The organism is Burkholderia sp. YHN3-13 (assembly GCF_055810675.1).
Genome location: NZ_JBVVNQ010000006.1, coordinates 185,923 through 199,452, shown reverse-complemented (window position 1 = coordinate 199,452; position 13,530 = coordinate 185,923). Strand labels below are relative to the sequence as shown.

10 protein-coding genes are annotated in these 13,530 nt (G+C 69.1%); 6 read left to right on the top strand and 4 right to left on the bottom strand.

The features are described from left to right. Window positions 1-177: 177 nt before the first annotated feature. Window positions 178-1,098, bottom strand: a complete 921-nt coding sequence (locus AC0KUR_RS16615; protein ID WP_473376189.1) for a LysR substrate-binding domain-containing protein — start codon at window positions 1,096-1,098, stop codon at window positions 178-180. Between the two features lie 111 nt (window positions 1,099-1,209). On the opposite strand from AC0KUR_RS16615, the gene AC0KUR_RS16610 reads away from it, so the two are divergent. Together AC0KUR_RS16610 and AC0KUR_RS16605 are read left to right on the top strand one after the other, a co-directional pair. Then, window positions 1,210-1,848 carry a glutathione S-transferase family protein gene (locus AC0KUR_RS16610; RefSeq protein WP_049031439.1) on the top strand — a complete coding sequence of 213 codons (639 nt, stop codon included), beginning with the start codon at window positions 1,210-1,212 and terminating at the stop codon, window positions 1,846-1,848. Window positions 1,849-1,984: 136 nt separating this feature from the next. Beyond that, on the top strand, window positions 1,985-4,180 hold the full coding sequence (locus AC0KUR_RS16605; protein WP_473376188.1) for a TonB-dependent receptor: 2,196 nt from the start codon (window positions 1,985-1,987) through the stop codon (window positions 4,178-4,180). Window positions 4,181-4,206: 26 nt separating this feature from the next. Here AC0KUR_RS16605 and AC0KUR_RS16600 read toward each other — a convergent pair whose 3' ends face one another. Further along, entirely contained in the window at window positions 4,207-5,475 is a 1,269-nt protein-coding gene (locus AC0KUR_RS16600; RefSeq protein WP_473376187.1) for an MFS transporter, read from the bottom strand. Between the two features lie 106 nt (window positions 5,476-5,581). On the opposite strand from AC0KUR_RS16600, the gene AC0KUR_RS16595 reads away from it, so the two are divergent. Beyond that, a complete protein-coding gene (locus tag AC0KUR_RS16595) occupies window positions 5,582-6,625 on the top strand; it encodes a LysR substrate-binding domain-containing protein (protein WP_473376186.1) in 1,044 nt (347 codons plus the stop codon). Window positions 6,626-6,811: 186 nt separating this feature from the next. Here the strand turns inward: AC0KUR_RS16595 and dapA are convergent, their stop codons facing one another. After that, window positions 6,812-7,705, bottom strand: a complete 894-nt coding sequence (gene dapA, locus AC0KUR_RS16590; protein ID WP_034189146.1) for a 4-hydroxy-tetrahydrodipicolinate synthase — start codon at window positions 7,703-7,705, stop codon at window positions 6,812-6,814. A 451-nt stretch (window positions 7,706-8,156) separates the two neighbouring features. Here dapA and AC0KUR_RS16585 point away from each other — a divergent pair, with 451 nt between their 5' ends. Then, window positions 8,157-9,173 carry a sulfate ABC transporter substrate-binding protein gene (locus AC0KUR_RS16585; protein ID WP_473376185.1) on the top strand — a complete coding sequence of 339 codons (1,017 nt, stop codon included), beginning with the start codon at window positions 8,157-8,159 and terminating at the stop codon, window positions 9,171-9,173. Window positions 9,174-9,342: 169 nt separating this feature from the next. Then, window positions 9,343-10,311, top strand: coding sequence for an ion channel (locus AC0KUR_RS16580; protein WP_473376184.1), 969 nt, complete (start codon window positions 9,343-9,345; stop codon window positions 10,309-10,311). A gap of 23 nt (window positions 10,312-10,334) precedes the next feature. On the opposite strand, the gene AC0KUR_RS16575 is transcribed toward AC0KUR_RS16580, so the two are convergent. Beyond that, window positions 10,335-10,949, bottom strand: a complete 615-nt coding sequence (locus AC0KUR_RS16575; protein WP_034189149.1) for a glutathione S-transferase family protein — start codon at window positions 10,947-10,949, stop codon at window positions 10,335-10,337. 374 nt (window positions 10,950-11,323) lie between these two features. Between AC0KUR_RS16575 and AC0KUR_RS16570 the strand changes: the two genes are divergently transcribed. Continuing rightward, the gene (locus AC0KUR_RS16570) at window positions 11,324-11,881 is read left to right on the top strand and encodes a DapH/DapD/GlmU-related protein (protein WP_069245716.1); all 558 of its coding nucleotides are present in this window, start codon (window positions 11,324-11,326) and stop codon (window positions 11,879-11,881) included. Window positions 11,882-13,530 lie beyond the last annotated feature (1,649 nt).

Sequence of the window (13,530 nt, the reverse complement as noted above, 5' to 3'; positions counted from 1 at the left end):
CGACCGGCGCATGATCGCGGAATGCTTTCGCCCGCCTGACCAAACACTTTCGCGCGATCGCGGGGCGGCAATATTTCCCGGCGCGCGAGGCGGGCCCGGCACTTTTACGCGGACGCGCAACGCGATACGCGACGGCATGACCGTTCGCGACGGGCATGCGCGGCCGATCGCGCGGCGTCAGCGCCGCGGCGTCCTGCGTCGCACTTCGCTGCGCAGCCAGTCGAGCCAGGTGCGGATCGCCGCTTCGTGAGGATGGCCGGGGCGCCACACGACGTAATGCGCATACACGTCGGTGATGCGCACCGTCGACACGCGCACGAGCGTGCCGTCCGCGAGTTCGGGCTCGATCAGCGAGCGGCGCGCGAGCGCGACGCCGCGGCCTTGCCGCGTCGCGTCGATCAGCGCGTTCGCGTCGGTGAAGCGTGGCGCGCGCGCGGATTCGGTGAGGTCGAGCCGTGCCGCCTGGAACCACGGTTCCCACGGCTGCGCCGGATGGCGCAGCAGCGTCGCGCGCACGAGATCGGCGGGCGTGCGCGGTGCGATGCCGTCGCGATTGCGGTACGCGGGGCTCGCGACCGGGAAGATCGTCTCGTTCATCAGTTTTTCGGCGACGACGCCCGGCCAGGTACCGGGCCCGTAACGCAGCGCGACGTCGATGCGGTCGCGCTTGCGCAGCGGCGCGAGCGCCACGTCCGGGTGCAGCGCGATCGCGATGTGCGGATGCGCGGCCGTGAAGCGCGGCAGGCGCGGCGCGAGCCAGCGCTCGGCGACGCTCGGCAGCACGCTGACGTTCAGCGTCACGTCGCAGGTGCGCGGGCGGCGGCGTACCGCGAGTGCCGGCTCGAACGCGCGTTCGAGCACGCTCAGGCCCTGGCGCACCTGCAGCGCGAGGGCATGCGCGGCGTGCGTCGGCGTCGCGCCGTTGCGTTCGCGCGTGAAGAGCGGATAGCCGAGCTGCGCCTCGAGCGCGCGGATGTGCTGGCTGACCGCGCCTTGCGTGAGCGCGAGTTCGTCGGCCGCGCGCGTGAAGCTCTGCAGCCGTACGGCGGTTTCGAACGCGCGCAGCGTCTGCAGCGGAGGGAGGTGGATGCGTTGCATGCGGGTATTAGTAACACTAATGGCCGAGCACGACAATTCATCGTTTGCCGCCCGTCGGTACGCGTTCCTACACTCGGTTCCGTCTTCCACATCCCCGTCGGGGCACACACCATGAACGCCTACCGTCTCTATCTTTCGCCGGGCGCCTGCTCGCTTGCCGCCCACATCGCGCTCGAGGAAACCGGCGCGCCGTTCGACATCGAGATCGTCTCGGTGCAGAAGCAGCAGAACCTCGCGGCGCCCTATCTCGCGATCAACGCGAAGGCGCGCGTGCCCGTGCTCGCGATTCCGGGCGAGCCGCGCGTGCTGACCGAAACGCCGGCGATCCTCACGTATCTCGCGCGCCGCTATCCGGACGCGCAATTGCTGCCGCTCGGCGATCCGCTGCGCGAGGCGCGGTGTCACGAGTGGCTTGCGTGGCTGGTCGGCTGGGTGCACGGCGTCGGTTACGGCGCATTGTGGCGGCCGGGCCGCTTCATCGGCGATCCGGCGCTGCACGGCGCGGTCAGCGCGCACGGGCGCGGCACGATCGAAGCGGCGAACGCGTCGATCGAAGCAGCGCTCGCCGATGGCCGCACGTGGGCCGAACCGGGTGCGCATTCGATCGTCGATCCGTTCCTGTTCGTGCTGTATCGCTGGGGCGCCGCGATCGGACTCGACATGACGCGGCATGCGGCGTGGACGGCCCATGCGCAGCGCGAGGCCGAACGGCCGGCCGCGCGGCGTGCGCTGGCGCGCGAGGCCGGCTGACACGTTGGGGATCTCGCGCGGCGCGATACTGGGTCTGTCATTTCGTTCGGATCACGAAATTCGAACGTGTCCAATTGCCATGTTGCAGTCATTTCTTTTGAATGGGAATCATTCTCATCAAAGAAATGGAGTGACCATGACATACCGCATCCGGTCGAGCGCGACACCGCCGCGTCGCGCGACGGCTTCCGTCGCGCTTGCAATGATGACGTGCGCGTCCGCGTCCGCGGATGAAACCGATCCGCGGCCGGCGCCGCATCTCGACCCGATCGTCGTGCAGGGCAGCCGCGACGCCGGCTCGCGCGTCGACCGCTCGGGTTCGGCGAAGTATGCGGCGCCGCTGCTCGACGTGCCGCAGACGATTACCGTCGTGCCGCGCGAGGTGCTCGACGAGCAGCAGGTCACGAGCTTGCGCGACGCGCTGGCCAACGTCGCCGGCATCACGTTCAATGCGGGCGAGGGGGGCGGCGGGTCGGGCGACATGTTCAATATTCGCGGCTTCGGCGCGAATGCGAACCTGCAGCTCGACGGCCTGCGCGACAGCGCGCAGAACAATCGCAGCGATCTGTTCAACGTCGAGGCGGTCGAGGTCATCAAGGGGCCCAACTCGGTGTTCGGCGGCGCGGGCACGACCGGCGGCTCCGTGAACCTGGTCAGCAAGGCGCCGAAGCGCGACGCATTCGTCGAGGCCGGCACGGTGCTTGGCACGTCCGACTACCGGCGCGTGACGCTCGACGCGAACCGGCCGTTGCCGGGCACCGACGGCCGTGCGGCATTCCGGTTGAACGCGATGGCGCACGTCAACGACGTTCCCGGCCGGAACGACATCCGCAAGCGGCGCTGGGGCGTGGCGCCCTCGCTTGCCTTCGGGCTCGGCACGCCCACGCGCGTCACGCTCGGCTACTTCCATCAGTACGACAACAACCTGCCCGACTACGGGTTGCCGGCCCGCGGCGGACAGGTGCTGGCCGGCGTGTCGCGCGACAGCTACTTCGGGTGGCGCAACCTCGATCGCGAGCGCATCGCGTCGGATGCCGTCACGGTGAAGGCCGAGCACGACTTTTCGCCGAACCTGAAGCTGCAGAACCTGAGCCGGTATGCGCACCTGGGCCGCGACACCGCGATCTCCGCATCGCACGTCAATCTCCAGGGGGTGCCGCCCGGGCATTACAGGCCGGCCGGGCCGCAAGGCTACGGCCGCGATTCGTCGACGGCGATGTGGGCCAACCAAACGAACGTCACGGCCGCGTTCGACGCACTCGGGCTTGGCCATACACTCGTCGCGGGCTTCGACCTCTCGCGGGAAACCTATGGGCGCACCACATACTCGTACGGGCTCAACCGGTTCTATCCGCCGGGCGGTTTTTCATTGGCCGCGCCGCCGGGCGAATGGCGCGGTCCCGCGCAGCGTCGGGACAGCGGACGCAACGACACGGCGCTCGTCGTCAAGGCGCTCTATGCCTTCGATACGATTGTGGTCGGCCGATACTGGAACATCGACGTGGGGCTGCGCCACGACTGGATCGACGGCTGGTCGCGGAGCACGCCGGCCGGCCAGCCGACCGAACGTGCGGACAGCGCCGGCCGGCACCTGAGCACGCGCGCGGGGCTGGTGTTCAAGCCGACCGAGAACGGGCGCGCGTATTTCGCGTACGGCACGTCGTTCAATCCGTCGGCCGAATACCTGGTCACGACCGGGTCCGGCGTGAGCGCAGCGACCGGCGCACTGGCGCCGGAGAAGAACGAGAGCCTCGAGCTCGGCGCGAAGTGGGAAGGGCCGGCGGGACTCGCGCTGAACGGCGCGTTGTTCCAGACGGAGAAGAAGAACGCACGCGAACGGATGGCCGACGGCAGCTACGCGCTCGCGGGCAGGCAGCGCGTGCGCGGCATCGAGCTCGGGGCGGCCGGCAAGGTGACGCCGCAATGGGACGTGTTCGCGAACTACACGTATCTGGCGAGCGTGACGCTGAGTTCGCCGGCGTCGCCGCGTCGCGACGGCCAGGCACTCGGCAATACGCCGCGCCATGCGTTCAATGTCTGGACGACCTATCGCCTGCCGGCCGGCTGGACGCTCGGCTACGGCTCGCACTTCGTCGGCCGGCGCAACGTGACGTCGGAGGGGAACGGCACGCTCGGCGCGTACTGGGTGCACAACCTGATGGCCGGCTACGACGTGAACCGCCGGCTGCGCTTTCAGCTGAACATCGACAATCTGTTCGACCGCGCCTATGTCGAGCGTGTGCGCCAGGTGTCGGGGAGCGAGGCGAGATCGTCCGCGGTCGAACTTGGTGACGGCCGCTCGGCGATGCTGTCGGCCGTGTACAAGTTCTGACGGCGTGCGCTGCATAGGTGTCGCGGTTATCGCGCGAACAGCGGATAGGTCGCAGCCGCGATCAGCGCGGTCGCGAGCCACACCACGCCCCACGAGCTGACCGCGAGCAGCGGCGGAATCGCGAGCGGGGTCGCGAACAGCCCGAGGTAGACGATCGTGTTCGCCATCCCGAGCGCGGTGCCCGCGTGGTTCGCGCCCGCGAGCGTCGCGAGCTCCGTGTACGCGACGCCGTGCCACGCCGACACGCAGATGCCCGCGAACACGAGAATCCCGACGATCGCGGCGAACGGCACGTGCGCGCTGCCGGCCGTCGCCGCCGCGAGCAGCGCGAACGAACCGGCCGCGACAAGTACCGACCCGCGCAGATACGCGCGCCGGTTGCCGTGCCGGTCGGTATGGCGGCCGCTCCACACGCGCATCACCATCGCGCCGAGCTGCAGCGCGACCATCGCCGCGCTGATGCCGGCAAGGCCGAGCCGGCCGAAGTCGTGCAGGAACACCGTCGCGAACGTGAGCACCGCGAACTGCGGCGCACACAGCAGGCCGATGCCGAGCACGATGCGCCACACGGGGCCGCTTGCGAGCGGGGTGCGCGCATGCGGGACGGACGGCTGACGCTCGACGGGGCGATGCGTGGCGAGGTGCGCCACGGCCGGCTCGGCCGGCGGCTCGTGCAGCCAGCGCCACGTGAGTACGGCCGAACCCGAGCACAGCAGCATCAGCGCACCGAACACCGCGGCAAAGCCGAGATGCGACGCGAGCGATGGCAGCAACGCCGCGCCGATGCCGCCGCCGAGCGGCACGGCCGTCTGGCGGATGCTCATCGCGAGCCCGCGTTCGCGCTCGCCGAACCAGCGCATCACCGCGCGTCCGCTCGACCCGTTGACGCTGCCGCCGAGCAGGCCGACGCAGCACATCGCCGCGACGACGCGCAGCAGCGGCGGCACCGCGTGCGCGCTCGGGACGATCGTGCACACCATCAGCGCGAGCATCGCGGCCGTCGCGACGAGCCCGGTCAGCAGCACGCGGCGGTCGCCGAAGCGGTCGGCGGCGATCCCCCACGGCAGCTCGGACAGCGCGACGCCGAAGCCGAGCGCGCCGAGCACGAGGCCGAGCGCGCCGTTGTCGAGGTGATAGGCCGTGCGCATCCACACGGCCGTGGTCGGAATGCCGGCCGCGGCCGCCGAAAAGCTCAGGTTCGCGGCGACGCCGGCCGCCAGCACGCGCCAGCGATGAGCCGGGCCGCGCACGTCGCGGGCGGGCGAGGAGGGGGAAGCGATGCACGAGGTGTCCATGACGGCAGGCCCGGTTGGAAATTGACATCCACAGTCTGGCGGCCTACATTCATCCTGAAAATTGGAAAGTTTTTGATGAATCGTTCGATAAAACAGGATGATTGAGATGCCCGGACAAGACCTTCCGCGCGGCGGCGCGCCGTTCGCCGTGGCCGATGCCGCGCTGGCGCGGCCCAATTTCGACGTGGCCGCGTTGCGCAGCCTGGTCGCGGGCGTGGATCTCGGCAGTTTTGCGAAGGCGGCCGACCGTGTCGCGCGCTCGTCGTCGGCGGTGAGTGCGCAGATCCGCAAGCTCGAGGAGCAGGCCGGCACGCCGCTGTTCGTGAAGGCCGGGCGCGGGCTCGCGCTGACCGATGCCGGCGACGCGATGCTGCGCTATGCGCGGCGCATGATCGCGCTGAACGACGAGGCCGCGGCGGCCGTGCGCGGCGTGAACCTCGACGGCTGGGTGCGTGTCGGGCTGCAGGAAGACTTCGGCGAGGCGATCCTGCCCGACGTGCTCGGGCGATTCGCGCGCGCGCATCCGAAGGTGAGGATCGAGGCGCGCGTGGCGCGCAATGCCGACCTGTTCGACCGGCTCGACGCGAACCAGCTCGATCTGGCGCTCGTGTGGGGCGATCCGGCGTCGGCCGATTTCGGGTCGCGCGCGGGGATCGGCAGCGAAACGATCGCGCAGGTGCCGATGCAATGGATCGGCGCGGTGGGGAGCGGTGGATTCGGGGCACCGGAGGGCGGCGACGCGGCGGCCGACGGTGAGGCGGATGAAACGGGCGGCCGCGCCGGGCGCGTGCCCGGCGAGCCGTTGCCGCTCGTCGTGTTCGACCGGCCGTGCCGGTTCTTCGGCGCGGCGGCCGATGCGCTCGACCGCGCCGGCACGCCGTGGCGCGTCGCGTTCACGACGCCGAGCCTCGCCGGGTTGTGGGCCGCGGCGGCGGCCGGCCTCGGGCTCACGGTGCGCTCGCGCTACGGGCTGCCCGCATCGGTGCGCGCGCTCGACGCGGCGTCGTGCGGGTTGCCGGAGCTGCCGAGCCTGCCGCTGATCCTGCTGCGGCGCACGTCGCCGGCGACGCCGACGGTCGACCGGCTCGCGCGGATCGTGACGCAGGCGGTCAGGGAGGCGACGGACGGGGCGGCGGCGCTGGCGGCCTGACGATACCGTCGGTCGCCGCCGCGGGCCGCGATTCGTTCGCCCCTCTGCCGGTCACCTCGCGCCTGCCTCGCTACCCATTCGATCCGGAGTCCTGCAAGGGAAGGACCCGAATCGCGGATGACTGCCACGCGCCGCTGCGTCGGGCCGGCATTCATCGGCCGGCGGCGCCATGTGCGGTGGTGCGGCTCATGCCGCGGCGGCGTCCGGCTCGCTTGCTTCGAGCGCGGCACGGATCGTTGCCAATCGCTCCCGCAGCGCTTCGCTCGCCGGCACGAACGGCAGCCGCAACCCGTCCTCGCACCACCCCTGCGCGGCGAGCACGGCCTTCACCGGCGCCGGGTTCGGCTCCGCGAACAGCGCTGCGACGAGCGGCTGCAGCGCGACCGACAGGCGCCGCGCGTCGGCGAGCCGCCCGTCGCGCAGTAGCGCATGAATGCGCACGTGCCATTCGGGCAGCACGTGCGCGCTGCTCGCGATCGCGCCGTGCGCGCCGGCGCACATCGCCGCGAAGTTCTGGTTGTCGTCGCCGGACAGGATCGCGAGCGGCGTGTCGTGCACGAGCCGGCTCATCCGGTCGAGCGTGCCGCCGCATTCCTTGATGCCCGCGACGCGCGGGTCGCGCGCGAGCGCCTGCAGCGTGTCCAGTTCGACGTTCACGCCGGTGCGGTACGGGATGTTGTAGACGAGCACCGGCAGGTCGGCCGCGTCGACGATCGCCTCGACATGGCGGCGGATGCCGTCCTGTGTCGGGCGCACATAGACGGGCGGCGTGACGAGCAGGCCGTCGGGCCGCAGGGCCGCGAGTTCGCGTGCGCGCGCGGCCGCGACATGCGTCGCGCTCGCGGTCAGCCCGACGACGATCGGCCGCCCGGGCGCCGCGTCGCGCAGCGTCGCGAACACCGCGTCCTGTTCGCGCGCGTCGAGCAGGACGCCTTCACCGGTCGTCGCGCCCGCGACGAAGCCCGCGATGCCCGCGGCGGCATAACGACGCGCAAGCCGCGCGAGCGCCGCATGGTCGACTTCGCCGTGGTGAAACGGCGTGATGATCGGCAGCCAGATACCTTCGAAACGTGTGTTCATGCAAAGCCTCATGGTGGAAACGGAGTGGGAAGGAACCGTTCCGCCGGCGGTGTGCCGGAGCGAGGCGTGCGTGCAAGGAGAATGAAACGACCTGCGGGCATCCCGTCCGGCATTCGCCTGACGGGACGCGACGTCCCCGTCAGTCGAGGAGTCGTTTTTTCAGTTTCAGCCCGGCCGCGCGCGTACCTGCCGCGACGGCGGCGAGGATCGAAAGCGGGCGCAGGGGAGCGGACATGGATGAACCGTAAGTGGGCTGAGCGGCGATCTTAACACCGGATCGGCGGCGCGCGCGAGCGCCGGTCGCCGTTTAGCAGGATTCGAGATTTGCTTTCCACGACTGATTGGAAGGCGCGCCGCGCCCGGCCGCTAGAATGCCCGCTTACGTTTCGATGACAGCGCGTACGCGTGCCGTCACGCACATTCACCACCACTGGAAACGGGGCATATCACGATGGCAAGCATCAAGGGGATCGGCCGCTGGCTGCACACGGGCGCGGCGGCGCTGGTCGTGGCGGCGACGGCCGCGCATGCGGACACGTCGATCCTGAACGTGTCGTACGACGTGACGCGCGAGCTGTACAAGGACATCAACACGGGCTTCGCGGCCGCATACAAGCAGAAGACCGGCGAGACCGTCACGATCAAGCAGTCGCACGGCGCGTCCAGCGCGCAGGCGCTGTCGGTGCTGCAGGGGCTGCAGGCCGACGTCGTGACGATGAACCAGCCGAACGACATCGACCTGCTCGCCGAGCGCGGCCAGCTGCTGCCGAAGGACTGGCGCGCACGCTTCCCGGACAACAGCTCGCCGTACTCGACGACGATGGTGTTCCTCGTGCGCAAGGGCAATCCGAAGGCGATCAAGGACTGGAGCGATCTCGCGAAGCCGGGCGTCCAGGTCATCATCGCGAACCCGAAGACGTCGGGCAACGGCCGCTACGCGTATCTCGCCGCATGGGGTTTCGAGAAGCTGAAGGGTGCGACCGACCAGCAGGCGCTCGATTTCGAGAAGGCGATCTTCCGCAACGTGCCGGTGCTCGATTCGGGCGGCCGCGGTGCGACGACGACGTTCACGCAGCGCGGCATCGGCGACGTGCTGGTGACGTTCGAGAACGAGGTCGCGCTGATGGACACCGGCGCATCGGGCGCGCAGTTCGACGCCGTGTATCCGTCGGCGAGCATCCTCGCGGAGCCGCCGGTCGCCGTCGTCGACAAGGTCGTCGACAAGAAGGGCACGCGCAAGGTCGCGCAGGCGTATCTCGACTACCTGTACACGCCGGAAGCGCAGGAGATCATCGCGCAGCACCATCTGCGCCCGCGCGACGCGAACGTGCTGAAGAAGCACGCGGCCGAATTCAAGGCGCTGAAGACGTTCAGCGTCGAGCAGGTTTTCGGCAGCTGGGCGAACGCGCAAAAGACGCATTTCGCCGACGGCGGCACGTTCGACCAGGTGATCGTCGACCGGAAGTGACCGCGGCGCGCCTCGCGCGCGGGTCCGCACGATGACGACGCAGCCGGCCGCCCACGCGGCCGGTTTTTTTTCGGCACGGCGCGGCGGATTTCCGTTTCGCGCCGGTACGCGTTCCCGGCCGCCGCCGCGCATGCTACGCTCATCGCCTCCCTGCAACCGGCGCCGCGCGATGAACGTCGATTCGTCTTCCCCAGCCCCCCGCGGCCGTGGCCGCAAGATCTGGTCGGGCACCCGCCCGGTGATCGCGTACGGGATGCCGCCGCTCGGCTGGCGCGACTTCTACCATCGCGCGCTGACGGTGAGCTGGCCCGTGTTCTTCCTGTCGCTCGCGGTGCTGTTCCTGCTGCTCAACGGCGGCTTTGCGACGCTCTATCTGCTCGGCCATGCGCCGATCGCGAACCAGTCGCCGGCCGGCTTCGGCGGCGCGTTCTTCTTCAGCGTCGAGACGCTCGCGACCGTCGGCTACGGCGACATGCATCCGCAGACCGTTTACGCCCACCTCGTCGCGACGTTCGAGATCTTCGTCGGGATGTCGGGCATCGCGCTGGCCACGGGGCTCGTGTTTGCGCGCTTTTCGCGGCCGCAGGCGAAGATCCTGTTCGCGCGCAACGCGATCGTGCGGCCGCTGAACGGCCGGATGACGCTGATGGTGCGCGCCGCGAATGCGCGCCAGAACGTGATCGCCGAGGCGCAGGCGAAGTTGCGGCTGATGCGCATCGAAGGCACGCACGAGGGTTACTCGCTGCGCAAGATCCACGACCTGCCGCTCGTGCGCAGCGAGCATCCGATCTTCCTGCTCGGCTGGAACCTGATGCACGTGATCGACGAGTCGAGCGCGCTGTTCGGCGAGACGCCCGAATCGCTGGCCGCGCGCGACGCGTCGTTGCTGATCACGATCGAAGGCTCGGACGAGACGACCGCGCAGGTCATGCAGGCGCGTCATTCATGGGCGCATGGCGAGATCCGCTGGCGTCATCGCTACGTCGACCTGATGCACGACGAGGACGGCATCACGCACATCGACTACACGCATTTTCACGAAGTCGTGCCGATCGACGTCGATACCGACGAGCGCGGCTCGCCGGGCGTGGTGATCGACGCCGATGCACCGGCGCAGTGGCCGGCCGCGCAGGCGTGATCGCGGGGCCGGCCCGTCAGCCGTCACGCATGCAGCAACCGCGCCGCTTCGCGCTGTTCGATCGCAACGGCGCGGCGGAATGCGTCGCGATCCTCGGCGCGCGCGACGTAGTCGCCGAGCACGCCTTCGTGCGGCAGCAGATGCGCGTCGAACGCGATCTTCAACGTGCTCGCGAGCAGCAGGTCGGCCGCGGTGAAGCGCTCGCCGACGAGCCACGGGCGATGGGCGAGCGCTTGCGCGAGCGCGCGCTGCACGCGCGTGATGTTGCCCCAGCCGAACGCGACCGGATTGCCCGATGCGCCGGTGAATTTTTCGGCCATCGCCGGTTCGAGGCAGGTCGGCGTGAAGAACATCCATTGCAGGAAGCGGCCGCGCAGCGGATCGTCGGGCGCGATGCCGAGCCCGGCGCCCGGGCAGCGGTCGGCGAGGTAGAGCAGCACGGCGCCCGATTCGGCGAACGGCGCGCTGCCGTCGTCGAGCGCGGGCAGCTTGGCCATCGGGTTGACTTGCACGAACGCGTCGCTGCCCTGTTCGTGCGAGCGCAGGTCGATCGGCACGAGTTCGTACACCACACCGATTTCCTCGAGCATCCACAACGCCCGGAATGCCCGGGTCTTCGGCCAGTAGTAGAGCTTCATCGCGCCTCCGCGTGTGGGTGCAGGTGTCGGTCCGGTCGATGCTCAAGCGTACCCGAGCGCAGGAGGTTCGGACAGGGGCGCCCGGCTAGGGGCGCACGGCCAGGGGCCATTCGGTCGAGCGAGCCTGTTCGGGCGTTGTATGGCGAGCGCGGATCGGGCGAAAAATCGGGCAAAGCCTGACGGCACAACGAAGTTTTGCGATAACTAGTTATATATTGACTAGTTAGTAAAATCGAGAGTGATCCTGACGGAAGCGGCGTTACCACCCGGGGTCGCCGCCGGTCCCGCCGCATCCTCGCACACGGCCTCGCAGGCATTCGACCACCACCGCCGACGCATCACGAAACGCGGAAATCACCAGGGACAAGTCACGCATGGCAAACGACGATCGCACCACGATCATTCCGCGAAGAACGCCGGAATCGGCGGCGATGGTGGCCGAGGTCAAACGCGCGATGGCGATCACGGCGCGGCTCAACCGTTTGACGTTCGACGATGCGGCGGCAGTGCGCGCAGTGTTCGGCGAACTGATCGGCACGCAAGTGGACGACGGCTTCGTGCTGATCCCGCCGTTTCACGCGACGGGCGGCACCGGCATGAAGCTCGGGCGCAACGTGTTCGTCAACCAGAACTGCACGTTCTACGACCTGGGCGGACTCGAGATCGGCGACGACGTGATGATCGGCCCGAACGTCAGCCTGATCACGTCCGGTCATCCGGTCGAGCCTTCGCGGCGGCGCGACTGCGTCGTTGCGAAGCCGATCGTGATCGAACGGAATGTGTGGATCGGCGCCGGCGCGACGATCATCGGCGGCGTGACGGTCGGCGAGAATGCGGTCGTCGCGGCCGCGGCGGTCGTCACGCGTGATGTTCCGCCGAATACGCTGGTCGGCGGCAATCCGGCGAAGGTCATCCGGTCGATTGCGGAGTAGCGTTTGCCCGGGCGCCCCTGTCGGGGCGACGGCGCATCGTCGGACGGATGTGGACAACTCGCCCCGCAGCGACTCGAAACGCTGTGCATTTGAATGGTGAGGGTGCCGCCGAGGCCGTCCGGACAAGGCTTTCCGGCTTTTCCGGTTGCGGTGCGCCGGCGCGTGCATGGAGGTCTCGTCGCGCGACCGCTTGTGGATATCCTCGCCCCGAAACGACTCGGCGCGCTGTGGATTTCACCGGTGAGGATCACCGGATGCCGCTCAAGAGGCGAAGCGGGGTGTGGACAACTCGCCGCGAGACGAAGCGAAATGCTGTGAAATCCACTGGTGAGTGTCGCCGCCCGATCGCGCGAGGCGCCCGTTCCGGCAAGGCTTGCCGGCCTCTGCCGTGATTCGGGGCGCCGCGCATTCTAACGGAACGCGCGAAGGCGTGACCGAACCCCGTGTGCGTCGCGATGCCGGCATCCGGGTGCGGATCCCGGTCGCAGGGTCGTGCATTCTAACGGTGAGCGCGGGCGCGTGGCTTCCAACGTGCGATTTTCGTCGCATGCCCGTGCTCTCCCGAGCGACTCGACATGCTGTGGGAATCGATGGTGAGCATGAGCGTCCGGCTGGCCGGCAGCCAGTCCGGACGCGGCTGTCCGGCCGACGTCGCCGCCGGGGGCACGTGCCCGGTCAGGCGCGCCGCGCGCGCTTCAGTGTGGATATCCGGCCATCGGAACGACTCGCGGCACTGTGGTTTTCGACGGTGAGGGTCGGCGTCCGATCGGGTGACAGGCCGCTTCGGGCATGGCTTGCCGCCCGCCGGCGCGCTTTGGAACACGCTTTCGCGATCGATTTGTCGAGGCGCTCCGATGTGGATATCCGGCGTCACAAGCCACTCGAAGCGCTGTGGTTTCCAACGGTGAAGGGGCGTGCATGGCCGGAAGGCAACGCAGGTTCAGGCACGGAAAACGGTCGCCGCGGCCAGTCGAAACCCTGTGCATGTCGACGGTGAGGGAGAAGCGGTGGTCGCGGCGCATGCGTATTCCGGCGTGAGGATCCGACGGACAAAGCCACTCTCGGCCCTGTGTATTCGAACGGTGAGGGTGGACAGCGGATCGACGAAACGAGCAGGCCGAGATGGGGATATCCACCGCCATCAACCACTCGCCGCGCTGTGACTTTCAACGGTGAGGGTCGGCGCCCGAGCGAACCGCGTGCCGGTTCCGGATGTGGATATCCCGGTCCCGACGCCACTCGAAACGCTGTGCAATCGAACGGTGAGCGCGCGAACCCGGTCGGCGAGAAGGGCCCGATGTTGTGGACATCCGGCGCGCCGGACCAATCGGAACGCTGTGCATTGCAACGGTGAGGGGGGCTGCCCGATTCCCGCGAAACCCTTGTCGCGCGGGGTTCGAGCGCCAGTCGACGGGCGCGAGGCGCGCCTTGCGGCACGCGCGGGCTGGTGGGCCGCCCCTTTTGTCGTGCCAGCCGGCCGTCCCGGCGTCCCGCCAACCGCTCGCCCGGTGCTCGCGTGAAAACTCTCTCAAATTCCGGCAAAAACCTGCGCAGTTTTTCTCGCACAAGCGCCGGTCGAGCAAGATGAGAAAAAACATTCTCGGCTGCGCGCGAAAAAATAGAGCCATTCGCTGCCGCCGGTCACCCGC

What these genes read in the sequence shown, in the direction of transcription:
- AC0KUR_RS16615 (WP_473376189.1), bottom strand. Translation starts at nt 1,098, where the DNA reads ATGCAACGCATCCACCTCCCTCCGCTGCAGACGCTGCGCGCGTTCGAA.
- AC0KUR_RS16610 (WP_049031439.1), top strand. Translation starts at nt 1,210, where the DNA reads ATGAACGCCTACCGTCTCTATCTTTCGCCGGGCGCCTGCTCGCTTGCC.
- AC0KUR_RS16605 (WP_473376188.1), top strand. Translation starts at nt 1,985, where the DNA reads ATGACATACCGCATCCGGTCGAGCGCGACACCGCCGCGTCGCGCGACG.
- AC0KUR_RS16600 (WP_473376187.1), bottom strand. Translation starts at nt 5,475, where the DNA reads ATGGACACCTCGTGCATCGCTTCCCCCTCCTCGCCCGCCCGCGACGTG.
- AC0KUR_RS16595 (WP_473376186.1), top strand. Translation starts at nt 5,582, where the DNA reads ATGCCCGGACAAGACCTTCCGCGCGGCGGCGCGCCGTTCGCCGTGGCC.
- dapA (WP_034189146.1), bottom strand. Translation starts at nt 7,705, where the DNA reads ATGAACACACGTTTCGAAGGTATCTGGCTGCCGATCATCACGCCGTTT.
- AC0KUR_RS16585 (WP_473376185.1), top strand. Translation starts at nt 8,157, where the DNA reads ATGGCAAGCATCAAGGGGATCGGCCGCTGGCTGCACACGGGCGCGGCG.
- AC0KUR_RS16580 (WP_473376184.1), top strand. Translation starts at nt 9,343, where the DNA reads ATGAACGTCGATTCGTCTTCCCCAGCCCCCCGCGGCCGTGGCCGCAAG.
- AC0KUR_RS16575 (WP_034189149.1), bottom strand. Translation starts at nt 10,949, where the DNA reads ATGAAGCTCTACTACTGGCCGAAGACCCGGGCATTCCGGGCGTTGTGG.
- AC0KUR_RS16570 (WP_069245716.1), top strand. Translation starts at nt 11,324, where the DNA reads ATGGCAAACGACGATCGCACCACGATCATTCCGCGAAGAACGCCGGAA.